The following is a 21,884-nucleotide window of genomic DNA, read 5'->3' as shown; positions in this document are numbered from 1 at the left end:
TTCATTGCCCTCCTTATGGCTTTAACAGACTGAGCCGCTTTTCAAGCTCGCTAATGTTTACCTTTTTCTCCGGCTTTCCGGGAATCAGCTTATTAAAAAAGGAATTGGTAACAGCCGACCTTGAAAACAGGATGGCTTCCAATTCCTCTTCCTTTTCTTCTTCCTTTTCTTCCGAATTTTCCTCTTTTCCCTTATCAAAGAGAACTTCATCCGCAAACCCAAGTTCCACAGCTTTCTTTGCATTGAACCAGGACTCTGCATCCATCAGATGTGAGATTTTCGTGCGGTTCAATCCGGTTTTGATTTCATAGGCATTCATAATGGATTCCTTGACTTCATCAAGCATCTCAATTGCCTTTTTCATCTCTGCTGTATCTCCAATGGCTATCGTAGCCGGGTTGTGGATCATCATCATTGCCACCGGACTCATCAGCACCTTTGTTCCTGCCATTGCAATCACGGAGGCTGCCGAAGCAGCAAGACCGTCAATCTTCACAGTCACATGACCTTTATAGTCCATCAGCATGTTGTAGATTTGGGCAGCTGCAAACACATCACCGCCCGGACTGTTTATCCATACGGTAATATCCCCTTCGCCGGATAACAGTTCGTCTTTAAATAACTTAGGGGTAACCTCATCCCCGTACCATGTTTCATCTGAGATTTCTCCATTTAAAAAGAGGGTTCTTTCCCCCTCATTTCTGACCCAGTTCCAAAACTTTCGTTTCATCGTAGACCTCCTCTGTTTTTATTGTCTGGTGGTTGCTGCGGTTCGGTTTCCTCTGACGTGCTTTTCGTTCCCTCTTTGGCAAATGCTCCTGCATCCTTCAGCTTCGTCATCGCACCGTTCACAAGATACAGATTGCCACCTTCCTCTTCCGGTAATGGATTCATATCTTCCATTTCACGGATATCGTTGGTCGACAGCCAACCATTCTGTCTGCCGATGGCGTAACCATTCATTCGGCTCTGATAATCTCCACGGAGCAGACCGTCCACATTCAACTTTATAAAAAACTCTTTTTTCTCTTCCGGCAGAAAAAGGGATTTTTTAAGTGCCTGTTCCCATCGGATTACCCACGGGTCAAGTGTGTATTTCACAAATTCCAAGGACTGCTGCTCAATATTAGAAAAACTGCTCTTTTCCAAATCACCGACCATATGTGGCGGTATCCGAAACAGCCTTGCAATTTCGTTAATCTGAAACTTTCTTGTTTCCAGGAACTGCGCCTCCTCCGGTGGGATACCTATCTGCTGGTATTTCATCCCTTCCTCAAGTACGGCAATCTTGTGGGCATTGGTCGTTCCACGATACACTGCATTCCAAGAATCCCTTACCTTTGCCGGGTCTTTCAACACACCCGGATGCTCCAACACACCACCGGGATTTGCACCATTAGCAAAAAAACTGGCACCATATTCCTCACATGCCATCGTCATACCGACAGCATTCCTTGCCATTGCAATAGGTGAGTAACCGATAAGACCATCAAATCCAAGTCCGGGAATATGAAGCACATCCTCCTGCCTTAAGATGATATCTCCCATCTTTTTCATGTTGGGATTCTCATCTGTATAACGGGAATACACATAATACAGCACTCCATTACTGTCCCTCTCCACACTCATCTTGTTTGGAAGTAGCGGATACAGAGAAAGCACCTCGCCTTTCCCATTTCGTATGATCTGTGCATATGCATTTCCCCAAATTAAAAGATGACTCATCAGCGTTTCTCTGAACACAAATGAAATCATCTCCGGGTTTGGCTCATCATGGAGCAGCGTATAAAGCGGGTGGTCACAAACCATTTCCTTCCCACCGTCTTTGTATCGATATACATGAATTGGAAGCGATGCGATTGCTTCTGACAAAATCCTCACACATGCATAAACTGCAGTAGTCTGCATGGCTGTCATTTCATTGACGCTCTTTCCGCTGGTGCTTCGTCCGAAATTGAATGTATACTCACCATTGCTGTAATTCCGTACAGGCTTATCCCTCGCCTGACCGAAACCAAACAAACTTTTTATTCCCATCTGCTATCCCTCCAATGCCTGATTGATTGCTTCCCTTATGAGAAAGAAGCCTAATATGCTGACCAAAATCATGTCATCCTCCTAAAACACCAGAATTCCTCTGGCATCGTACACACTGCCATCACTTCCCTGATTACGGATTGCACGGTCAAGTGCCATGACGGTTGCGACTGCAGCATCAATTTTCTCTGTAGATTTTTCTTTATCCATTTTGATATTTCCGGCAGGGTCTTGTCTGACATACACGTTATCCATCATCCAACGGAGAACCTTATGCCCACCGTGGGCAATTCGCTCCTCAAGTGTCAGCTTCATAAGTTCCTTCGTTGGCGGACTCATATCCTTATACCCCTGCCCGAAAGGAACAACAGTAAATCCCATACCTTCCAAATCCTGCACCATCTGCGTTGCACCCCAACGGTCAAATGCAATTTCTTTTATGTGGTACTTCGTACCAAGTTCCTCTATAAATTTCTCTATAAAACCATAATGAATGACATTTCCTTCCGTGGTTTCCAGACTCCCTTCTGCTGCCCACACATCATAAGGAACATGGTCCCTTCTGACACGGAGTCTCATGTTATCTTCCGGTATCCAGCAGTATGGTAAAATGATGTATTTTTCTTCATCATTTCTTGGTGGAAACACAAGTACAAATGCCGTGATATCCGATGTACTCGAAAGGTCTAAACCGCCATAGCAGGTTCTTCCGATAAGTTCCTCCTCATTTACGGGGAATGCACACGAATCCCATTTATCCATCTGCATCCAACGGGTAGACTGTTTTACCCATTGGTTTAATCGAAGCTGCCGGAAGATATTCTCTTCTGCAGCATTTTCCCTTGCACTGATGTAAGCATTTCGAACCTTTTCAATATCGATGGTTTCTCCAAGGGAAGGATTGGCTTTATACCATGTGGCTTCGCTCGTCCAGTCATCCTCATCGGATGCACCATAAATCACGGGATAGAATGTCGGGTCAATTTTTCTGCCCTCTATAATGTCAACAGCTTTTTGGTGCTGTTCAAAGCAAATCGAATTTCTGTCTGTTCCGGCTGTAGTAATCAGAAAATATAAAGGCTGTGTTCTGGCATCACCGGAGCCTTTTGTCATAACGTCAAAAAGTTCTCTGTTCGGCTGTGCATGAAGTTCATCAAAAATAACAGCGTGTACGTTCAGACCATGCTTGGTATATGCTTCAGCTGATAACACCTGATAGAAGCTGTTGGTCGGTTTATACACAAGCCTCTTAACCGACATCACTGGTTTAATTCTCTTTTTCAAAGCAGGACACTGATCCACCATATCCACAGCCACATCAAATACAATAGATGCCTGTTGGCGGTCGGAAGCACAGCCATACACTTCTGCTCCCCATTCCCCGTCACCGCAGGTCATATATAATGCAATGGCAGCCGCCAGTTCCGACTTTCCATTTTTCTTCGGAATCTCACAGTAGCAGGTATTGTACTGCCTGTAGCCATTTTCCTTAACCGTACCAAATAATGTGCGGATAATCTCATCCTGCCAGGAGAGAAGTTCAAACGGAACTCCCCTCCATTTCCCTTTGGTGTGCTTCAGACAATTGATAAAGTTGACCGCATGATCCGCTTTTGTCACATCATACATTATCTGCCACCTCCCTTAATCAAGAGAAGTTCCATCTCATCACTTTCTTTGTCCTCAGCTGTATCTGCAACAATTCTGCTTCTCGCAGAAGGAGTAAGTCCGAACTGTTCACAAAATTTATTCATAATCTTAAGATAGGTCTGTGCAATGGATACCTGTGGCACCTGCTGCCAATAGCCACTCGGAGTCTTCACAATCGTTCCATGCTGCGTGATAAATTCCTCTGCTTCTTTCCACCTCGCATATGCCTGACAGTATCCGGCAAAGGCAGCCATATCAATCTCCGTGAGAATCCCCAACTGCTCCAGCTGCTTGCTCATCCTCTTCCATTCTTTTTTCGCTTCATCCTCAAGCCATGACGGACAGCGTGGTGCTTTCTTTTCAGGCTTCGGTTCGGCCGTATTAAGGCTTCTCTTGCCCGGATTGCCCTCCAACACCTTTACTGCCGTAGGCTTTGGCTTACGTCCTCTCTGTGCCACTGTCCTCACCTCCGTTTCATGGCATCAAAAAAAGGACTCCCGTAGGAATCCTTTGCTGTATAAATTGGTTATATTAACACTCGCCTGTTAGTATGAATTTTGCATAATCTCCCTTGTGTTCCTCAATGAAAATCACAAGTTCATAAAACTTCATCTCGTTTGCAATTACCTGAACCATATTGGTGTCAAACATATTGGTCCGCCCCGTAGCCCTGACAGCAAGTATCTGCTCTTTTATTTTTTCTGTCATCAGTCCACCTCATCCCTGCACTCAGTCATTCCCAGACAAAGCTGTGTATATATGGTGGCACATCTCTCCTGCTCGCTTCCTTCCGAACCTGCCATCGCTTTCAGGAAGAAGGCTTGTGCCTCCTCCCTTGACTGCCATGTATCCTTTTTCCCGTAGCAAATGGTTGTTATCTGCTCCATATCTGCCTCCTAAATTTTTCTGCATCGGTCTTCCCCATAAACTACATGAAGACTGCTCCGTTATCCCATTTAACCATTATGGAACCTGTGTCATCCACACCCCTTACTGTTCCTTCCGTTCCAATTGGCGGTGCTTGCATATCATCCATCCGCTCAAGAACCACACGGCATCCTTTAGGATACTCATTCCGCACCTTCTCCACTTCTTCTCTGCTTGGAAATCTCATGCTACTCATAATAATATCCGACCTCCTTCAGTAAATGCTGTCCGACTCTTTTTCCAACGCTGTCGTAAAGAGCCTGTTCAAGAACCGTCTGTTTAAATCCAAATCGGCAGTACCCCTCAAGGCAAACATCATAATAATGCTTTGTCGGGCATCCGAGCGGTCTGTCCTCATGCATGATATAAATAATTGCTTCCGTTCCACCGTTTACCTTCTCGCCAATAAAGGGTTGTATTTCCACCCTCATCATTTTCTTGTAATAAAATGATGGGCAACCTTCGTAGCGGTCGAGGTAATGTTCATCCCTTTCACTAATCCGCCAAACCAAAACCGGAACCGTACTTCCCTTCTTTGGCTCAACCGTCAGATAACTTCCTGACTGGCTTCCTTTGAAAAGAAGCTGATAATCCTTAAGTTCTGCTGTCCCCACATATACTGCATCGGGACATCTCTGTGCCATTTGTGCCATTGACAGGTTGCTGCCATAGGCTAAATAATATTTATTCATATTCGTCCATCCTTTCTGAAGGGTTCTTCCCTTCTACCACCTTAAGACCGCCGAAGCGGTCGGTGGCCTCAAAGCTGAATCCTTCAAGCTGCTCTGCCGTGTCTGAAGGCTGTATCCCCTTCAAGGTTTTTGGTAAGGATGTCTCTTGCTGTTGCAAATTCATCTCCGATGAAGCCGAGTCTCAAAAGCCATGTTCTCATTGCGTATTTTGGATTTTCAACCTGTGGCTGTTTCGGGCTGGCACTCGCTACCGTTTTCGCCATCTGGCTGAGTGCGAGGCAAAGCTGTATGTAACTCTTAAGTTCTCCTGCGTGTAAACCGCCCTTTCTTCCGTTGCCAGCGTTGGCAAATTGGAAGCATCTGAACTCGATGGTTTTATGTGTGAAGCAAGCGTGGTAATTCAGCATTCTGTATCTTGAATCGTTGTAATGCTGATTTCTGCTGCCCCATACTCCTTCGTACCAAATGTCTGCAAGCTGTTCCATTGTCTTTGGCTTTCTTCTGTTCAGCCTTTCAAGGAAGGAAGGGTCAACCGTTCTACAGTATCTGTTGATTCGGTTTCGGTCAAGTCTCATTGCGGAAATCAAAAGGCTTTCGTGGCTTGCCATGATGTTCGCAAGGTTTCTGAGGCTCTTTGGAGTGTGGCCATTCAGTCCGATGTGAATGTGTACTCCGCACATATGGGCAGGGTCGCTTTTTGCTCCCTTATGTCTCAGCTGTCTTAAAATCTCCTGCAAATCTGGAATGTCCTCGTAGGTAAGAATCGGTGTTCCAAGTTCTGCCTTCTCGTCATCGGAAGCTGCCTGAATGCTTGAATCTCTTGTGATTTTCCATTCTCTTCCCTTATTGTCCTTGCATGCCCATGCGCTGTAGCTTCCTCCAATGTACTTTACCGTTCCTTCGGTATGAAAATACTCTGCAATCGTTCTCGCTGCCTTTTCCCTTGTGATGTTGTACATCTCCACCTCAACCCCAATGGTCTGTTTTTTCATTTCCTCAATTTGGATTCTTGTTTTTTCGTTCATTCTATGTACCTTCCTTTCGGCTGTTTGTTTTCCCTTTCGGTAGGTACATATTCGCTCTAAAAGCACATATTATCCAGTTAATTCGGAGGCATAATGTACACAAATATTTACTGCTCATATCCATATGAAATTGTGTATTTTATGGCAAAATCCACCCCTCTGCTATTCAGCAGGTTCGGTGGATTTCTTACTGTTTCGTTCTTTCCATTTTTCCTTATCTTCCTCGGTTCGGAATGCGGTATGCCCTTTCAATCTGGAAAGAAATACCTTCCTCGTGTCCTTTCCGTCCTTACCTCCAAGACCAATTCTGACAAGCCAGACTCTCATGTAATATTTTTCATTTTCTTCGATGGTAGCCTTTGGACTTACTCGCTTTGCTTCCTTTGCCGTCTTTGCCATACAAGCTGCCAATTCAGCATAGGCTCTCGCTTCATCCTCGTTCAGCAGAAATCCGCAGAAAAATATTCTGTCCTCCCCAAAGGCAAGCCCCTCTATACTTTCTTCTTCCGCAATCTGTATCACTTGCTCAAGCGGTATGTTTTCTTCCGCATCCAGTCTCTCTACCAGCTTATCGGAAATTCTGAATACCTCTTTTCCAACTGCTTTTTCCAAAAGGTACTGTTTGCTGTGAATCATGTAAATGAGGTTTTTAATACCCTCTGCTGTGAATCCCTCTATCGGAATCCCAATGTTAAGTCTGTCTGTTTCGCCTTCAGCAAAACCTCTCGCTACTAATTCATTCTGCATGGTAAGTGCTGCCTCCTCGGATTCGTGTTCCACGTTGCCATCACGATCCACTGTATACTCCCCGACCTTGTATCCAAAAGATGGTGGTCCCTGATATTTTGCTTTTACATTAAGGATTTCCTCCATCGCTTTCACAACGTCTTTTCTGTTTTCTGCTGTTGTTTTTACCTTCATTTGCTTTTCCTCCATTCAATTTGGTACTACATATATCACTCTGAATGGAGGAAATAGCAAGTTATTTATTCACTAATTTTCCCGTGATTCCGGCAGTGACATTGCCACCGCAAATGCCACAGTAGCGGTCACCGCATTCCCTGCCTGTTTGTAAAGCTGTGCATCCGAATTAACAGATGCTGCTTTATCAAATAAAACATCCGGGAAACCTTGCAGACGGAAACACTCTCTCGGAGTGAGCCTGCGGATTCTTCCGCACTTCATAAGAGTCCCCATTTGCCCGGAGCAATCTAATGTCTGGGAACAGCCTTTTCCAACCCTTCCCCTTCTGGTATCACTCTCAGGATATGCAAGGCTGATACCATCACCAACGTGTGCTTCGTCATACCCCTGTTTTGTACCATTTCTGACACGAAGCATGGTTTCCTCATTCTGCTGCACTTTCTCACACACAAACACACCATGTCTGTCCTGTGAGGTAAGCGTAAACATCGGCTCTCCATCTTCTTTCATCCGTCTGCCATTCTGCCTTTTCTCCATACGTTCTGGTGTCAGAACCGGATGCACTTCCATAACTGCAGAATTCATTGCAGTATGATTTACCATCCCGGAAGTATACCTTGCAGTTATGCATCTGGCATTTTCCGTCAGCTTTGGAGCATGATTGCTCTGATCAATAAATATTCTCGTGCCACAGCCTTTGTTTACAGTAACCGTTGGTGCAATTCCGTCTTCATGATAGACATTTCCACCCTGACCGTGACCACTCGGATTCAGATTACCCATAAGATACAAGCCTGTCTTGGCGCCCACACCTCCAGCATTTCCAACGAGGGTAGCTGATATGCCATCCGTGCCATATACACGGTATCCCTGCATCCCACCTACAAGTTGGTTAAGAGTTGCTGCGTTTTCTCCGCAGAGAGGTAATATTTCTCGTCCACCTCGGCTTCTAAGATTTGCGATAATGAACACACGCTCCCTGTTTTGGGGGACTCCGAAGTCTTTTGAATTAAGCACCTGCCACCGACAGTCATACCCCGCTTCGTCCATTTCAGACAGAACGCTGGCAAAGTCGAAGCCTGAATTAATTGATAACAGGTTCTTAACGTTCTCAACAAGAAGGTATGTGGGCTTATCACTTTCTTCTTTGCCTTTGATGAGGTCAATAATGTTGTAATATATCCCACTTCGCTCTCCGACAAGTCCCCGCTGTTTTCCTGCAACGGAGATATCCTGGCATGGGAATCCGAAACACCAGATGTCTGCATAGGGGACATCTTCTGATTTAAGTTTTGTGACATCATCTGCTTTCCACTCTCCTTCCGTGTCGTACATTGCTTCATAGGAAGCCCTCGCAAATCTGTCATATTCACAATAACCGATACACTTATGGCCGGCAGATTCCAGACCAAGTCTGAAACCTCCTATGCCTGAACATAAATCAAGGAAGGTCAGCTGTTGCATTGGCTTCACCTTCCTTCCCTAAATCCCAATATGGAATTTTCACATTATTTCTGATAACAAAAACTTCATCCGCAGAGCCTTTCATCTCCATATAGCGGTTGACGATGACATCCACAAATTTCTCTTCCAGTTCCACACCATAGCAAATACGCCCTGTCTGTTCACAAGCCATAAGTGTCGAACCGGAACCAAGAAACGGGTCCAGAACCACACATCCCATCATGGAAGAATTCTGTACCGGGTATGCCATCAGAGCAATCGGCTTCATGGTCGGATGGTCTTTGGATGCCTTCGGACGGTCATATTCCCAAATGGTGGTCTGCTTCCTGTCGGAATACCACTGATGCTTACCGCCTTTCTTCCATCCGAACAGACACGGTTCATGCTGCCACTGATAAGGACTGCGTCCAAGCACCAGTGCATTCTTTTTCCAAATACAGCATCCCGATAATTTGAACCCGGCATCCGCAAACGCCTTTCTGAAATTCAATCCCTCGGTATCCGCATGGAATACATAGATAGAAGCATCGTCCTCCATGTTCTGTTCCATATTCACAAAGGCAGCAAAGAGGAATTTGTAAAAATCTTCATCCGCCATATTGTCATTCTTAATCTTTCCGGCAGTCTCCTCCACATCTACATTGTACGGTGGATCTGTCAGAATCAGATTTGCTTTCCTTCCATCCATAAGGATGTTGTATGTTTCCGGCAAAATAGAATCGCCACAGATAACACGGTGTTTGCCCAGGAGCCACACATCACCTGTCTGTGCCACTGTTGGTTTTTTCAATTCTGCTTCTACATTGAAATCATCTTCTTTTACCTTTTTGTCATGTACCTTTGAAAAAAGCTGTTCAATCTCCGGCGGTTCAAATCCTGTAAACCCGACATCAAAATCCGAGTCCTGCAAGTCCTGAATCAAATCTGCCAACAGTTCCTGATTCCATTCGCCTGAAATCTTATTCAACGCAATGTTGAGTGCCTTTTCCTGAGTTTTGCTGACTTCCACAATCGCACACGGTACTTCCGTATAACCAAGTGCAGCTGCTACTGTTACCCTCTGGTGACCTCCGATAATTGTCATATCGGAATTAACCACTACAGGGTCAGCAAATCCAAATTCTTCAATAGAATGCTTAATCTTTTCATACTCCTTGTCCCCCGGCTTTAATCTTTTACGGGGATTGTACTCTGCCGGATTTAAGTCCTTAATCGGCAGAACTGATAGCTTCGCTGTCTTCATCTTCTACCTCCCAAAATCTTGCTTTAATGTAGCAGTCATGACTGCAATACTTCCTTTTCCTGTTACCGTAGCTTAAGAACTCTTTACCGCAACGCACACACACCGCAGGGTACATGGCACTTTCTTTTCTGTTGATTCGTTCCGGGTGTCCTTTCCACCATTCCCGTCTGCATTTATCTGAGCAGAACTTCTTTGGTCTTCCGGTATCCAGCTGTTTCATTTCCTTACCGCAGTACAGACACGCTTTCCCAAGCATGACCTGTTCCTGTATGTTTTTTGTCAGTGCCGAACCATAACCGGAAAGCCCTCTGCTTTTACAGAAGTTCCTCACAATATCACGGGACAGCCCTACTGTAAGAGCAATGGAACGGTAACCAATCCCCTGCTCCCTCATTTCCCTTATCTGCTTTGCCTGCTGCTCCGTCATATCCTTTCACATCCTTCCATTCAAACGGGCATAAAAAATGGGTAAAAAAGCACCTCTTTTTGCGCCTTTTTACCCATTAAAAACACGGTTTTTCTATACTTTTTATCGAAACTCTCTGACGGATTCCCCTTGCATTTAAACACATTCTGCGAAAAATATCACACCACCAGACTATCCCCCCTGCTTAATTCTGCGAAAATTCACGTTTGAGGGGGCGGCGGTCAATCCTGCACAGGATTGTGGAGATTTGATACCCCCACCCTTGTGTATGATACACAATCAATATTTATATTCCTGATACCTGTCCTCGGTCATTGTCTTCACATCATGGTGGTGCTTGCAAAGCGGCTGCCAGTTCCTTTCATCCCAAAACAAAATCGGATTACCCCGATGCGGTTTGATGTGGTCAACCACAGTCGCTTTTACAAGCCTTCCTTCCCTCTGACACTGAACACAAAGAGGATGGCATTTAAGAAACCTTTCTCTTGCCTTTCTCCACTTGCTGTCATACCCTCGCACTGCTGAATCCCCTCGCTCCTGCCCATGCAGCAAAGCGTGTTCTTCACAGTACATTCCCTCCACCAGCTTCGGACAGCCGGGATGCTTACATGGTTTCTTTGGTTTCCTCGGCATAGCACCACGCTCCTTTCTTATGTACCGGGTACGGTGAAAGGATAAAGCCCGTACCCATACCAATGTAAAAGACAGAAAAAAAGACCAAACCACACAGGATTCAGTCCACCTCTAATCTTTCACGCCTACAATATACCACGAAAAATACTCCATGTCAGTACACCGGACGGTACACACTTAGTACACCTTTAGTACACCACCAAAGCAGCAAAAGGGGGTAACTTTTAAATATTCGGTAATGCTATCTTTATGGTTGATAACTTACCAATTCAGAGTTAATATGACCTCATGGTGAAAGGAGCGATTACATGGATAACAAATCCGTACTTTATCAACTGATGGATACCCGAATGGGAGAAGCATTGCACAAGATTACAAAAGAGGATACTTCGTTTATGCAGACAAAAGAAAAAGCAGATGAATATGCTGCCAAACTGGCATCTCTTAATCTGCCGGAAGAAACGATGCGTTTAATCGACCAGTATGTCAATGAACGCAGTGCCAATTGGGTACGCTATGGAGAACTTGCCTATATGCTCGGCTTTTCAGACTGCAAAGAACTGCTTCTTGGCTCCTGCCATATTCCAGAAATGAAAGATGAAGATTAACGAAACGAACTGTTGCATAATTTAAGGGTGGGACACACAATCCCACCCGGTATCAGTTATATTCTTCAAAAACCCCTATCTGTATCTGAAGGGCAACCGTGATCTGCTCCATCAGAAGATTATCATGTATTTCCCCGATTTTATCTTTTACTTTTATCTTATCTACAGTATCGACCTGTTCAGCCAATGCCATGCTCGGTCTTTTCAGTCCAATACAGCTTGAAAGCGGTATCTGCACATGGGTTGGCATTTCAGGTCTCTTATGTATGTTGCCTGTAAGCGGAACAACCGTTACTGTTGGTCCATGACCATTTCCCCGGTTATTACTCACAATCACTGCCGGCCGAATGCCACACTGTTTATGTGTCGTTTTGTCTTTTCCAAAATCCACAAAATAAACCTCGCCTCGTCTCACTGCCTCACCTCAAAATAAAACTTTCCGTCTGCCTGTCCCTCTCCTCATACAGCGCATCCAATTCCTTTATAGCTTTCTTCCGGTATTTCGCCACCATTGTATGGCTGATATGATATTTCATCATCAGTTCTTCCCAAGTGAAACGCTCCACAGCCATATCCCATACAATTTCCGGTAATTTCCCGGAAAGTCCACGTACAGCATGTTCAAAAAAATCCAGTTCCTCTTTTATCTGTCCGTACTGTCCGGCAAGATAAGATAACCATTCATCACTCATCCTGTCTGCCACCTTACGGTATGCAAGTGCTGCTCTTGCAGTCACATCCGAAACACCGCTTGTCTGTACTCTTTCCCCTTCCGGCTTAGAGAAAGTAAGGGAAGATATGACGGTGTCATAATCAATTCCCTCACATCGGCTTAACTGAAATTCCAACACCGATAGTTCCCTTTTCAAATTCGGATATTCCTTAATCATCCTTTCTGCTCGCACCGTTCACACCTCCAATCCTTGCCTTTACTGCATCTATGATAGCCGACTGCCCACAGTCCTTCTGTTCCAATGACCGCATGGCATCTTCGTCCAATGTTCCTTTGTTGATGATATGGTAAATCATTACTGTTTCCCTCTGTCCCTGTCTCCACAGTCTGGCATTGCACTGCATATACAGTTCCAAAGACCAGGTAAGTCCGAACCAAATCAGAATGTGGCCTCCGTCCTGTATGTTCAGACCATGTCCTGCCGATGCCGGATGGATTGCTGCCACCGGGATTTTTCCTTCTTTCCATTTGCGGATGTCACCTGCTGCTTTTAATGGAACAGCTTTAAACCGTTCAACAATTCTATCCAAATCATGCTGATACCAGTAAGCCACTAACACAGGCTTTCCATTCGCTGCCTCGATTAAATCCTCCAAAGCATCCAGTTTCTTATCGTGGATATGGCGGACTTTGTGGTTCTCATCATAGACTGCTCCATTTGCCATCTGCAGTAATTTCCCGGAAAGAGCAGCTGCATTGACCGCATCCACGTCCCCATCTTCAAATGGCAGAAGCATATCCTTTTCCATCTGACGGTACAGCTTCTCTTCTTTTTCATCCATCCGAACCTCCACCCGATGATAAAGGCACTCCGGCATAGAAAGGTAATCCTCGGCCTTCATGGAAATGCAGATATCAGAAATCAAATTGTAGATTGCTTCTTCCGCACCATCCCTCGGTTTATAGGAATAAATGATATTCCTGTTTCGCTTATCCGGCAGAAAGAACCTGTCACGATAAGCTCCAATATATCTTCCAAGCCTCTGCCCCATATCAAGAATTCCAATCTCAGCCCATAAATCCATAAGATTTCCCGGTGTTCCGGTCAGACCAACCACACGAATTGCCTTCGGCCGGTATCGTCTTAGTGCTTTGAACCTTTTCGCCTGATAAGATTTGAAAGAAGATAATTCATCAATCACAATCATGTCAAAATCCCAGTGATGCTTCTCACAAAGCCACACCACATTTTCACGGTTGATTACATACACGCTTGCCTTTTTTTCCAAAGCATCCAATCGTTCTTTTTCAGAACCGACTACCACTGACACCGACAGTCCTTTCAAGTGATCCCATTTTTCCAGTTCTTCCTTCCAAGTATCCCGTGCCACACGGAATGGTGCAATGACCAGAACCTTTCCTACCTCAAAGTAATCAAGTGCCAGTTCCCACAAAGCAGTAAGGGTAATAACTGTCTTTCCAAGTCCCATATCCAAAATCAAAGCACATACCGGATGCCCGATAATAAACTCCCTGGCATATTCCTGATATTTATGTGGTCTGAATTCCATGCAGCACACCTCCGATCTGTTCCAATCCATCTATCACATATACGGAAAACCCCAAGGCTTCCAGCTGATGTTTTCGTTTTTCCTGTAACGGTCGCAGCTTTTTTCCCGGTGCCTTTAATTCCACAAATGCACACTTCCCACCAGGAAGCAGAACGAGACGGTCAGGCACCCCATCGAAACCGGGAGACACGAACTTTACCGCCATGCCGCCCCTGCTCTTTGCCTCTTTTACCAGAGCCTTTTCAATTACACATTCTCGCAAAACCTCATCTCCGTTTCCCTCTGCTGTTTCCACTTTCAAAAACATCTATTCTCCCATATGCGTATATACGGGTGTATCCGTGTCCTCTTATACTTATTTTCATTTATTAAATATAAGTGGAAACATTGGAAACAGCACCGACACAGCCCTTTTGCCTGCTGACTTCATGGCTGTTTCCAACATCTGTTGCCTACCGTCTTACCAATCCCCCACGGAAACCCATCATTTGTTTCCTGCGGTTTCCTTTTTCACTCTGACAAACACCCTCTGTACACCATAACCGGGGATACGCATTTTGCCGGAGGAATTCCCTTCATACTTCTTCCAGCCACCAATTTTTTGAATAATGGATTCTAACTCATAAGAATCTGTCTTTCGGAAATTCTGACGCTCCTTCCCAAAGCATTCACACCAGACTTCCATTAAACAGAATCTCTCTCTGACTACCGTTCCGGTTCTTCCTTCTGCTTCAAACTCTCCACCACCAAGATAAGAACGTCTCTGATACAAATCCATTGTGTCCCAGTCTGCCGGAAGTAATCGCTCCAGGTAATCCTCCACAATGCCTTCTCTTTCATCAGACTCCATTGCTTCCTGCTGTGCCACATAAGCCTCTGCAGCTTCCTTTCCTTTCAGATACAACTCTTCTCCATCTTTATAAATGGAAATCGCTTCTGCCCAAATCTGGTCTACCGTCTCAGGAGTTAAATCCCATCCACGATGCTTCCCTTTTCCGGTTACATGCACAGGCCAAAAGCGTCTGTTTCCGGTAACATCACGCAGAAAGCCGCCTTCTGAGTTTGTACTTCCCACAATCACACATTCCCTCGGATGACTCTCTACCGTTGTTCCATATGACTGCCTGTATTTATCATCCGTCCGGGTAACAAAAGATTTTACGGTTTCCACATCTACCTTTTTGATACCCGCAAGCTCTCCCAATTCCAAAAGCCAATACCCCTGAAGCTTCTCCGCAGCAGTTTTTCCATCCTTCATATCAGAAATCGTAAGGGAATCCGAATACCACTCTTTTCCCAGTTTTGCAAAGAACGTAGACTTACCACACCCCTGCGGACCGTTTAAAACCAACACGGAATCAAACTTTATACCCGGCTCATAAATACGGGCTACCGCCGCTACCAGAGTTTTTCTTGTAACTGCACGGACATACGGTGTGTTTTCTGCTCCCATATAGTCAATCAGCAGACTGTCAATCCTGCTACATCCATCCCAGGATAACGTGGAAAAATACTCCTTGACCGGATGATAAAGTCTTTCGGAAGACACTACTGCAAGCAGAGCATCTTTGAATTTGGTAGGTGACCAAATCCCATACACCCTTTCAAAGTACAGCTTCGCACAGGCAATATCTGCATCACCCCATCCTTTTTTGACCTGTACCCACGGCAATTCCCCGATGACATCCAGTGCATTCTTCAGCTGATTAAATACGATAGGTTGTAGATTCTCATCGAATCGAATAATCGTTGCAATATTGGAAAGTGTGTCTTTTACTTTTCCCTGACGATCCAAGTCCAGCATGGTCTGCCATTCCCCGGTATCAGTATCGAATTCCTCACTTGCTGCCTTCTCCCTTTCCTTTGCCAGTGTCCTCTTTACCTGTTCATCCGACACCGCAAAGTCACTCATAGCCTTAAAGGATGGCAGCTTTCCTGCATCCGTTCCTTCTTCAGCCTTATCATCCTGCTCCCCAAACTTATGGATGCGGACAATGTCAAACGCATTCAGCAGCTTCCCACAAGCCGGATCAGTGGCATGGTGGGAATACGCAAACTTCCCTTCATAAATCACCACACCTGCCTGTGAATCTGCCGGAATATAATCAAATCGCTCCGGCATCATGCTTTCCTGATATACATCCGGCAGAAATATACGGATTGCCTCTTCTATCGAATAAGTCCGGCAGAATGCACCTACGATTCCTTCCTTCGACAACGGATCAGCCTGTTTCTTCATCTCCCTGCTGACAACTGCTTTTTGTCTGCTGCTGACAGGCCATGAAGAAGAATCCCTCCAATCTGCATATCTTTCCAATACAGAATCCGGATTCAAAAATGTTCCCGGAATATCACGGAAAAAGAATTCTCCATCTGCAGAGGTGGAAGGCCAATACATGAGGCGGCTTGGTTCGTAGGTTGTATCATCAAACAACTCCATACCAATATCCTCTGCCACTTTTCTTGCCACTGCTGCATATTCATCCGGCGATACCGTTCTTGACAATGGGATGATTAAGCGAAGTCTTGGTTTCTCCGGTGTGTGTTTATGGGTAGAGTAGATTAGGCATCTAAAATCAAAAAACAGCTCTATCTGCTCTGCAATATCCTCTGTGGCATAGTCCATATCCAATGTCAGACCAGAACGGAATAATACATTTGCTTTCTTTCTTCTACCGCCCTTCAGCTTTCCAAGCACAAAACCACCCACATCCTTGATGGAATCCTGCTTTGCCTTGCTCAGTTTCCGATACTGTTCCATCGTTTCACTGGTACGGACAGTATGAGAGAGACGCTCCAAAAACACACTAAACTCCATCTCCTGTCCATTCCACTTCTTTTCCATTCGGGAATTTCCTGTTGAAATATACAGTTTCATCCTGCAATCCCTCCTAATCCTTTTTATAAAATTGGCACTCGTAGCCATCAGCACGAAGCGGAAGCCCGTGTACCCAGGAAGGCTGCTCTGCCATAATCCTGCATACCTCTTCCACGGATGATTCTCCTTCCGGCACTTCCAGCACCGCTTCATCATGTACATGAAATACAATGGAGAATCCCGCTTTCTTCAATCTCATCATGGCTTCTGCCAGAATATCCCGGCTAGTACCCTGTACGATATTCTCCACCAGCTTTGGCCCGTAAGTATCCATCCTTTCCCATTTCTTGTTTTCTCCCACACCTTCATAAGTCAATCCATCCCTGCCATATTTGTTGACACCCATTCTCGGTTTCACATAGGCAAGTTTCCTTCCGGACGGGAGCATGGCAAACAAAATACCGGAAGCATACTGAAAACGAATCAGTCCGACCTGTGTTTCTTTCCTTTCACGGACTGCCCTCACGGCTGCTTCATCTACATCCCACCAAAACTGTGTAATATGCGGATTTGCATTTCTCCATGTAGATACCAGTCCCGGCAGTTCCTCTTCACTAAGTCCCATTGCCAAGGCTCCCATTGAAGTCAATGCCCCTACTGCTCCTCCGTATCCGAGAGCCAGTTCCGCAATCTTTCCCTTTTGTCGCAGTGGAGATCCTTTTGTAATTTCCTCCATCGGAACACCAAACATGGCCGATGCCGAAGCCTCATATATTTTTCCGTGTGTAGCAAATACATCCAGTCTCCACTGTTCCCCGGATAACCATGCCAGCACCCTCGCTTCAATAGCTGAAAAGTCCGCAACAATAAACCTGCATCCCTCTTTTGGAATAAATGCAGTACGGATTAATTCAGACAGTACATTTGGTGTGGATTCGTAGAATAATTCCAATTCCTCGAACTGCCCTCTTCTGACAAGACTACGTGCTAGTTCCAAGTCACTGATATGATTCTGAGGAAGATTCTGTACCTGCACCAGTCTTCCTGCCCACCGGCCGGTACGATTTGCCCCATAAAACTGCAGCAGTCCATGTACCCTTCCGTCCGAACACACTGACCGTTCAATCGCTTCATACTTCTTTACTGATGTTTTCGCCATGAGAAGCCGGAGTTTTAAAGCCTCCAGCACTTCCCCATCCGCATCCTCAATCAACTCCGCAACTGCTCCTTTGGATAGGCTGTCGATTTCCACTCCACGTTCTGAAAGCCATCCTTTCAACTGCGATACAGAATTTGGATTTTCAAGTCCCGTTACCTCATAGGCACGGTTCGTCACAATGTCTTTATGTAACAGGTCACAGGTAATCGACTGTTCTACCAATTCCCTGTCAACTAAAACTCCCCTGTCATTAATTTCCTGATCCAAACGGTAAAATGCCATCTCAGATTCCGGTATCGGAAACTTATGCAGTTTCTGCCGGATACCTTTTTCCACATCCACGTCACGGATGCAGTACGTCTTGAACTGTTCCCATTTTTCCGGTGCATGGCATGGAAGGTTCCTGCTCCTGCCACCATTTGTTTTGGTCGGTTTGCAAGGCACACAAAAATAGCGGATTAAGTCCTTACCTTCCTTCAGCTTTTGCTCAGAAAGCCCCAGAACCGCCCCAACACCCTCCAAAGAAAGCGGAAGGGCAAGCATAGCCGACTGTACTGCAGTACAAACCCACGATTCGGGAGATAAACGGACTCCCATATATTTTGAAAGACAGGTACGCTCAAAATTAGCATTGAACGCTGTCTTAATAATTCCCACATCAGACAGGGCATTTTTTATTTCTTCCGTCAGCTGTTCGCCCTGTGCCAAATCAATAATCTTTGTTTCTTCATCATCAAAGCTGTATGCAAACAGCAGGATTTCAAATGCAGGACTGTCTGCATAGGCATATACCCCGCATTTGATTAAGTCCACATCGGAAAAGGTCTCTATGTCAATTGCCAGTGTTTTATATCCTACTTCGCCCATGCGTAACTCCTTCCCGATTTAATCTTGCTGACGGTCTTTCTGGAAATCCCCATGCTGTCAGCAATATCATACACATGTTCCTTTCTTCCAAGCCTTTCCTTAACTTCCCTTACCTGACTCTGGTTCAAAGGAAGAATCTCTTCCGGCAGTCTTCTCCCCTGAATATACCGGGACAGCCTTTTGTATCTCCCCATATTACTGATCTTGTATTTCCCTTCCAGTCCGGGAATATCTGTCCATGTCTCTTTCATCAAAACAACTCCTCTATGTACGGGCGGCATACACCGCCCTTATCATTAGCCGAGGAAATCTTCATCCTCTACTGCTTCAAAATCATCCTCTGCATTGGTACGGCTGCTGAGTGCCTCTCCGTCTTTCAACTTCTGGATGTTACCAAGTCCTGCTGCCACACCACGGTTGCCATTGCTGTTGTAGCCATAGAAGTTTACACTGATTCTTCCGTAACAGCCGGAATACACTTCTGTCTGATCCAGGATTGGCTGTACCTGCTTATCAACCACCTGTGGTGCCTGTCTGCTGTTGGCATTAAAGAAATAACAGCCTTTATATGCCTCATCCTCCGGTCGGTCAATGTCACCATCACGCAAAGGAAGCTTCAGATTCGGTGGAATCTTGCCACCCCACTTTGACAAAGATTCCTGCTTTGCAGCTTCCACCGCTGCCTGAATCTTCTTAATGGTTTCCTTATCTGACTTCGGGATAATGGCAGACACGCTGTACTTCGGCTCGCCGCCATTGATTGCTTCCGGCTCCCAACAATGCAGATAAGAAAATCTGCACGGTACGATTACTTTGGTCGGTGTTTCATTCTTGCTCATTTATTCATCCTCCTTAAAATCCGCCTCAGCGGTTTCTGTTTGAATTGGTGGTCTCTTATCGGATTCCGGCACCAAGGTGATTTTGCCCTGCGGCTTATACACCAGACTACCCAGTATCTTCTGAAAATCTTTTTTGCCCATCAGCTTCTCCATTTCCGTGATACCAATCAGAGACTTCTTGTAAATGTCCTCATATCCGGCTGCTTTTGCAGCATCCGCCACTTCCTCTTCGTTGACATATTTACGGTTACTTCTGCCTTCTACCAGTTTGAATCCGTTCCATACCCTTCCGTGTGTAATCGCTTCATCCTGTGCATAGGCATAAACATCTGCAGACCACTTGGCAAGTTCATCCGCCACCTTCAAAACCTCTGCGATTTCTTCCTCTGACAAAAGTTCCGGTGGCTTAAACTCCATTTGTGCCAATCTCAAATATTCTTCTGCTCTGGCACGGCAGGTATTTTTCGCTTTACAGAAACGACACCAATCTCCAACTGCAAACTCTCCTTCGCCTTTGGCTGCCATCTCTGCCTTCGGCATCAACTCCTGCTCTGCCCATTCCATGAGGTCATGAACCGTAATTTCAAAGGTGCTGACATTTTCCAGTCTCGGCTGGTGGATGGTCATATTGACCTTTTCAATGTCATAAAGGGAACCGAACAGTTCCAATGCTCCCAAAGAATATAAAAGCATCTGTGGATTCCATTCTGCAGATACAGCAATGCCTTTTCCGTACTTCAAATCCACAATGTATAAAGTATCATCCGCTACGATGACCAAATCTCCGGTACCGAATCCTTCCGGCACCCATCTGGAAAAGTCCAGTCTCTGCTCAATCATCACTACCGGATCACTGCATGACTGTTTCGCCTTTTCAATCTGCTCCATTGCAAAGGACACATAATCATCTGTGCATTCTTCCATCTCATCACAGTCATAATCAGATACCGGACGTTTGGAACGCTTCTTAAGAAACCGTTTCAGCTTATGCTCTGCAAGAGCATGGGCAGCAGTTCCCTCCGCTGCGTAGATACTTTCCTCGTCCGCAAACTGCTTCTCCAACAATGCAGATGGGGTACAGTTCATCCATCGTTTGGAGGCAGATGCGGATAATATCGCATGCTGTCCCATTAAAGAGCCTTTGCATCACGAAGCAAATCTGCATATTTCTCCGGCTGTACCCCGGATAGCTTATCTGCCCCATACTTTTGAATCAGCGCTTTGACCTGCTGCGTTTTTCCATCCTGCGATTTGGATGCCATGACCGCACGGACCTGTTCAATGGTAACGGCATTCTCTTGTTTCTCCTGACTCTTCTCATTTCCGCTTTCTTCATCCTTCTGCCCTCGTTCTTCTTCCTGATTTTTACTACAATTACATGAATGTGCCTTTCCTGCGAGGGCACGGACTCCTTCCGAAACCGCCAAAAGACCATCTGCAATTTTCAACAATTCCTCGCTCATAAACTGCTCCTTTCCACAAATTCTCCGTTTTGCTTTGTGAAATACCGGATGGGAATTCCTGCATGGTCAGCTTCCGCAATCTCCATACACATGCCTTCACTCATTATTTCTCCAAATACCCATACTTCCCGGCACTCTTTCAACAATGAAAGTCCAAACTGAATCCCTGCCATCCGTTCCTGAACATCACTTTCCTTTAGGAACTGTGGAAAATACAGATGAGGCACTACCGGAAGACAGCCTTTTTCATAAGCAAATCTGGCATATTTTCTGGCAAGCTCCACATTCTTCTCTTCCGCTCCCCGGAACGGACTGCAGATAAACACCCTTTCCAAATCTTTTCACCTCCATCTTTCAGACAGGACTTATTTCTCTGCCCTTTTTGTCAAAGCAAATTCGGAAAAGATGCTGTTCATCGTAGCGAGGTCTTCGCCTGTTAAATTTTCTGAAAGCCGCTTCAACAGTTCCTGCTGATCTGGTTTTAAATACTTACGTCCAAGATAATAGCCATCAGCAACCCTGACGCCTCCACCATATCTGCCACGCACGGTTTCAATCGGGTGAGCAAGTGTCAATTCTTCAATATCATTCCGAATTGTACGAGTTGTAACATTGAATTCCTGTGCCAGATTTTCCATCGTTTCCTGACGGCGCACACACAGAATTTCCAATATCTTCTGCCTACGTTCATTCGCTTTCAACACTTGCCCACCTCCTTTCCTCTGCTTTGTGGCATCATCATAAGAGTTAAATAGGAAGGTTCATTTCCTATTTAAAAAACTTTTTGAGATTTTTTCAGTAGCAGAGAGGAAGCCTGTCCATCATCCTTTAAGCGAAAAACACCCGACAAGGCGCAATTCAGCT

Annotated in this window: 27 protein-coding genes; 1 reads left to right on the top strand and 26 read right to left on the bottom strand. The window is 45.3% G+C overall.

The features are described 5' to 3' along the window. Positions 1-13: 13 nt before the first annotated feature. From G5B11_RS10005 to G5B11_RS09940, 14 genes are all read right to left on the bottom strand, one after another. A complete protein-coding gene (locus tag G5B11_RS10005) occupies positions 14-730 on the bottom strand; it encodes a head maturation protease, ClpP-related (protein WP_155176890.1) in 717 nt (238 codons plus the stop codon). Then, the gene (locus tag G5B11_RS10000; RefSeq protein WP_173727937.1) at positions 727-2,037 is read right to left on the bottom strand and encodes a phage portal protein; all 1,311 of its coding nucleotides are present in this window, start codon (positions 2,035-2,037) and stop codon (positions 727-729) included. Before G5B11_RS10000 ends, G5B11_RS10005 begins: the two co-directional genes overlap by 4 nt. Positions 2,038-2,118: 81 nt before the next feature. Next, a complete protein-coding gene (locus G5B11_RS09995; protein ID WP_021869613.1) occupies positions 2,119-3,666 on the bottom strand; it encodes a terminase large subunit in 1,548 nt (515 codons plus the stop codon). Beyond that, positions 3,666-4,145, bottom strand: coding sequence for a phage terminase small subunit P27 family (locus G5B11_RS09990; protein ID WP_021869614.1), 480 nt, complete (start codon positions 4,143-4,145; stop codon positions 3,666-3,668). Before G5B11_RS09990 ends, G5B11_RS09995 begins: the two co-directional genes overlap by 1 nt. A 73-nt stretch (positions 4,146-4,218) precedes the next feature. Continuing rightward, positions 4,219-4,395 (bottom strand): DUF5049 domain-containing protein, encoded by a 177-nt coding sequence (locus G5B11_RS09985; protein ID WP_021869615.1) that lies wholly within the window; start codon positions 4,393-4,395, stop codon positions 4,219-4,221. Continuing rightward, the gene (locus tag G5B11_RS09980; protein WP_021869616.1) at positions 4,395-4,574 is read right to left on the bottom strand and encodes a hypothetical protein; all 180 of its coding nucleotides are present in this window, start codon (positions 4,572-4,574) and stop codon (positions 4,395-4,397) included. The genes G5B11_RS09985 and G5B11_RS09980 overlap by 1 nt, the downstream gene beginning before the upstream one ends. A gap of 41 nt (positions 4,575-4,615) precedes the next feature. Next, positions 4,616-4,810: a DUF4314 domain-containing protein gene (locus G5B11_RS09975; protein WP_330603116.1), complete on the bottom strand. Its 195-nt coding sequence runs from the start codon at positions 4,808-4,810 to the stop codon at positions 4,616-4,618. After that, positions 4,803-5,306, bottom strand: a complete 504-nt coding sequence (locus tag G5B11_RS09970; protein WP_173727935.1) for a gamma-glutamylcyclotransferase family protein — start codon at positions 5,304-5,306, stop codon at positions 4,803-4,805. Before G5B11_RS09970 ends, G5B11_RS09975 begins: the two co-directional genes overlap by 8 nt. 83 nt (positions 5,307-5,389) lie before the next feature. Beyond that, complete coding sequence (locus G5B11_RS09965; RefSeq protein ID WP_009320868.1) at positions 5,390-6,331, bottom strand: amidoligase family protein; 942 nt, start codon at positions 6,329-6,331, stop codon at positions 5,390-5,392. A gap of 162 nt (positions 6,332-6,493) precedes the next feature. Beyond that, positions 6,494-7,252 carry a phage terminase small subunit P27 family gene (locus G5B11_RS09960; RefSeq protein ID WP_173727933.1) on the bottom strand — a complete coding sequence of 253 codons (759 nt, stop codon included), beginning with the start codon at positions 7,250-7,252 and terminating at the stop codon, positions 6,494-6,496. A gap of 72 nt (positions 7,253-7,324) precedes the next feature. Then, complete coding sequence (gene dcm / locus G5B11_RS09955; RefSeq protein ID WP_021869619.1) at positions 7,325-8,719, bottom strand: DNA (cytosine-5-)-methyltransferase; 1,395 nt, start codon at positions 8,717-8,719, stop codon at positions 7,325-7,327. Then, entirely contained in the window at positions 8,697-9,962 is a 1,266-nt protein-coding gene (locus G5B11_RS09950; protein ID WP_173727931.1) for a site-specific DNA-methyltransferase, read from the bottom strand. Before G5B11_RS09950 ends, dcm begins: the two co-directional genes overlap by 23 nt. After that, positions 9,928-10,389: a hypothetical protein gene (locus tag G5B11_RS09945; RefSeq protein WP_021869621.1), complete on the bottom strand. Its 462-nt coding sequence runs from the start codon at positions 10,387-10,389 to the stop codon at positions 9,928-9,930. The genes G5B11_RS09950 and G5B11_RS09945 overlap by 35 nt, the downstream gene beginning before the upstream one ends. A 279-nt stretch (positions 10,390-10,668) precedes the next feature. Then, positions 10,669-11,022: an HNH endonuclease gene (locus G5B11_RS09940; protein WP_021869622.1), complete on the bottom strand. Its 354-nt coding sequence runs from the start codon at positions 11,020-11,022 to the stop codon at positions 10,669-10,671. Between the two features lie 308 nt (positions 11,023-11,330). Between G5B11_RS09940 and G5B11_RS09935 the strand changes: the two genes are divergently transcribed. Beyond that, positions 11,331-11,630: a hypothetical protein gene (locus tag G5B11_RS09935; protein ID WP_021869623.1), complete on the top strand. Its 300-nt coding sequence runs from the start codon at positions 11,331-11,333 to the stop codon at positions 11,628-11,630. A gap of 52 nt (positions 11,631-11,682) precedes the next feature. On the opposite strand, the gene G5B11_RS09930 is transcribed toward G5B11_RS09935, so the two are convergent. From G5B11_RS09930 to G5B11_RS09875, 12 genes are all read right to left on the bottom strand, one after another. After that, a complete protein-coding gene (locus G5B11_RS09930; protein ID WP_021869624.1) occupies positions 11,683-12,045 on the bottom strand; it encodes a type II toxin-antitoxin system PemK/MazF family toxin in 363 nt (120 codons plus the stop codon). 4 nt (positions 12,046-12,049) lie between these two features. Continuing rightward, the gene (locus G5B11_RS09925; RefSeq protein ID WP_009320888.1) at positions 12,050-12,535 is read right to left on the bottom strand and encodes a hypothetical protein; all 486 of its coding nucleotides are present in this window, start codon (positions 12,533-12,535) and stop codon (positions 12,050-12,052) included. Further along, positions 12,513-13,874, bottom strand: a complete 1,362-nt coding sequence (locus G5B11_RS09920; RefSeq protein ID WP_021869626.1) for an SNF2-related protein — start codon at positions 13,872-13,874, stop codon at positions 12,513-12,515. Before G5B11_RS09920 ends, G5B11_RS09925 begins: the two co-directional genes overlap by 23 nt. Further along, positions 13,855-14,181 carry a VRR-NUC domain-containing protein gene (locus G5B11_RS09915; protein WP_021869627.1) on the bottom strand — a complete coding sequence of 109 codons (327 nt, stop codon included), beginning with the start codon at positions 14,179-14,181 and terminating at the stop codon, positions 13,855-13,857. Before G5B11_RS09915 ends, G5B11_RS09920 begins: the two co-directional genes overlap by 20 nt. A 177-nt stretch (positions 14,182-14,358) precedes the next feature. Then, a complete protein-coding gene (locus G5B11_RS09910) occupies positions 14,359-16,752 on the bottom strand; it encodes a virulence-associated E family protein (RefSeq protein WP_021869628.1) in 2,394 nt (797 codons plus the stop codon). 13 nt (positions 16,753-16,765) lie between these two features. Continuing rightward, entirely contained in the window at positions 16,766-18,718 is a 1,953-nt protein-coding gene (locus tag G5B11_RS09905; protein ID WP_173727929.1) for a DNA polymerase, read from the bottom strand. Further along, entirely contained in the window at positions 18,706-18,969 is a 264-nt protein-coding gene (locus G5B11_RS09900) for an NUMOD4 domain-containing protein (RefSeq protein ID WP_155176882.1), read from the bottom strand. The genes G5B11_RS09905 and G5B11_RS09900 overlap by 13 nt, the downstream gene beginning before the upstream one ends. A 45-nt stretch (positions 18,970-19,014) precedes the next feature. Then, positions 19,015-19,557, bottom strand: a complete 543-nt coding sequence (locus tag G5B11_RS09895; protein ID WP_021869631.1) for a DUF2815 family protein — start codon at positions 19,555-19,557, stop codon at positions 19,015-19,017. After that, a complete protein-coding gene (locus G5B11_RS09890) occupies positions 19,558-20,688 on the bottom strand; it encodes a DUF2800 domain-containing protein (RefSeq protein WP_021869632.1) in 1,131 nt (376 codons plus the stop codon). Continuing rightward, entirely contained in the window at positions 20,688-21,020 is a 333-nt protein-coding gene (locus G5B11_RS09885) for a hypothetical protein (RefSeq protein WP_021869633.1), read from the bottom strand. The genes G5B11_RS09890 and G5B11_RS09885 overlap by 1 nt, the downstream gene beginning before the upstream one ends. After that, the gene (locus tag G5B11_RS09880) at positions 21,017-21,346 is read right to left on the bottom strand and encodes a DUF7768 domain-containing protein (protein WP_262582695.1); all 330 of its coding nucleotides are present in this window, start codon (positions 21,344-21,346) and stop codon (positions 21,017-21,019) included. The genes G5B11_RS09885 and G5B11_RS09880 overlap by 4 nt, the downstream gene beginning before the upstream one ends. A gap of 39 nt (positions 21,347-21,385) precedes the next feature. After that, positions 21,386-21,724 carry an HTH domain-containing protein gene (locus G5B11_RS09875; protein WP_330603115.1) on the bottom strand — a complete coding sequence of 113 codons (339 nt, stop codon included), beginning with the start codon at positions 21,722-21,724 and terminating at the stop codon, positions 21,386-21,388. Positions 21,725-21,884: the final 160 nt, after the last annotated feature.

The organism is Blautia glucerasea (assembly GCF_013304385.1).
GTDB classification, from domain to species: domain Bacteria; phylum Bacillota; class Clostridia; order Lachnospirales; family Lachnospiraceae; genus Blautia_A; species Blautia_A ammoniilytica.
This window is presented reverse-complemented; position numbering and strand designations above follow the sequence as displayed.

Excerpts from the sequence above, each read along its gene's own strand:
- G5B11_RS10005 (WP_155176890.1), bottom strand. The coding sequence starts at position 730 with ATGAAACGAAAGTTTTGGAACTGGGTCAGAAATGAGGGGGAAAGAACC.
- G5B11_RS09985 (WP_021869615.1), bottom strand. The coding sequence starts at position 4,395 with ATGACAGAAAAAATAAAAGAGCAGATACTTGCTGTCAGGGCTACGGGG.
- G5B11_RS09910 (WP_021869628.1), bottom strand. The coding sequence starts at position 16,752 with ATGAAACTGTATATTTCAACAGGAAATTCCCGAATGGAAAAGAAGTGG.
- G5B11_RS09960 (WP_173727933.1), bottom strand. The coding sequence starts at position 7,252 with ATGAAGGTAAAAACAACAGCAGAAAACAGAAAAGACGTTGTGAAAGCG.
- G5B11_RS09970 (WP_173727935.1), bottom strand. The coding sequence starts at position 5,306 with ATGAATAAATATTATTTAGCCTATGGCAGCAACCTGTCAATGGCACAA.
- G5B11_RS10000 (WP_173727937.1), bottom strand. The coding sequence starts at position 2,037 with ATGGGAATAAAAAGTTTGTTTGGTTTCGGTCAGGCGAGGGATAAGCCT.
- dcm (WP_021869619.1), bottom strand. The coding sequence starts at position 8,719 with ATGCAACAGCTGACCTTCCTTGATTTATGTTCAGGCATAGGAGGTTTC.
- G5B11_RS09940 (WP_021869622.1), bottom strand. The coding sequence starts at position 11,022 with ATGCCGAGGAAACCAAAGAAACCATGTAAGCATCCCGGCTGTCCGAAG.
- G5B11_RS09965 (WP_009320868.1), bottom strand. The coding sequence starts at position 6,331 with ATGAACGAAAAAACAAGAATCCAAATTGAGGAAATGAAAAAACAGACC.
- G5B11_RS09950 (WP_173727931.1), bottom strand. The coding sequence starts at position 9,962 with ATGAAGACAGCGAAGCTATCAGTTCTGCCGATTAAGGACTTAAATCCG.
- G5B11_RS09920 (WP_021869626.1), bottom strand. The coding sequence starts at position 13,874 with ATGGAATTCAGACCACATAAATATCAGGAATATGCCAGGGAGTTTATT.
- G5B11_RS09885 (WP_021869633.1), bottom strand. The coding sequence starts at position 21,020 with ATGAGCGAGGAATTGTTGAAAATTGCAGATGGTCTTTTGGCGGTTTCG.
- G5B11_RS09890 (WP_021869632.1), bottom strand. The coding sequence starts at position 20,688 with ATGGGACAGCATGCGATATTATCCGCATCTGCCTCCAAACGATGGATG.
- G5B11_RS09935 (WP_021869623.1), top strand. The coding sequence starts at position 11,331 with ATGGATAACAAATCCGTACTTTATCAACTGATGGATACCCGAATGGGA.
- G5B11_RS09895 (WP_021869631.1), bottom strand. The coding sequence starts at position 19,557 with ATGAGCAAGAATGAAACACCGACCAAAGTAATCGTACCGTGCAGATTT.
- G5B11_RS09905 (WP_173727929.1), bottom strand. The coding sequence starts at position 18,718 with ATGGGCGAAGTAGGATATAAAACACTGGCAATTGACATAGAGACCTTT.
- G5B11_RS09975 (WP_330603116.1), bottom strand. The coding sequence starts at position 4,810 with ATGAGTAGCATGAGATTTCCAAGCAGAGAAGAAGTGGAGAAGGTGCGG.
- G5B11_RS09915 (WP_021869627.1), bottom strand. The coding sequence starts at position 14,181 with ATGTTTTTGAAAGTGGAAACAGCAGAGGGAAACGGAGATGAGGTTTTG.
- G5B11_RS09995 (WP_021869613.1), bottom strand. The coding sequence starts at position 3,666 with ATGTATGATGTGACAAAAGCGGATCATGCGGTCAACTTTATCAATTGT.
- G5B11_RS09945 (WP_021869621.1), bottom strand. The coding sequence starts at position 10,389 with ATGACGGAGCAGCAGGCAAAGCAGATAAGGGAAATGAGGGAGCAGGGG.
- G5B11_RS09900 (WP_155176882.1), bottom strand. The coding sequence starts at position 18,969 with ATGAAAGAGACATGGACAGATATTCCCGGACTGGAAGGGAAATACAAG.
- G5B11_RS09980 (WP_021869616.1), bottom strand. The coding sequence starts at position 4,574 with ATGGAGCAGATAACAACCATTTGCTACGGGAAAAAGGATACATGGCAG.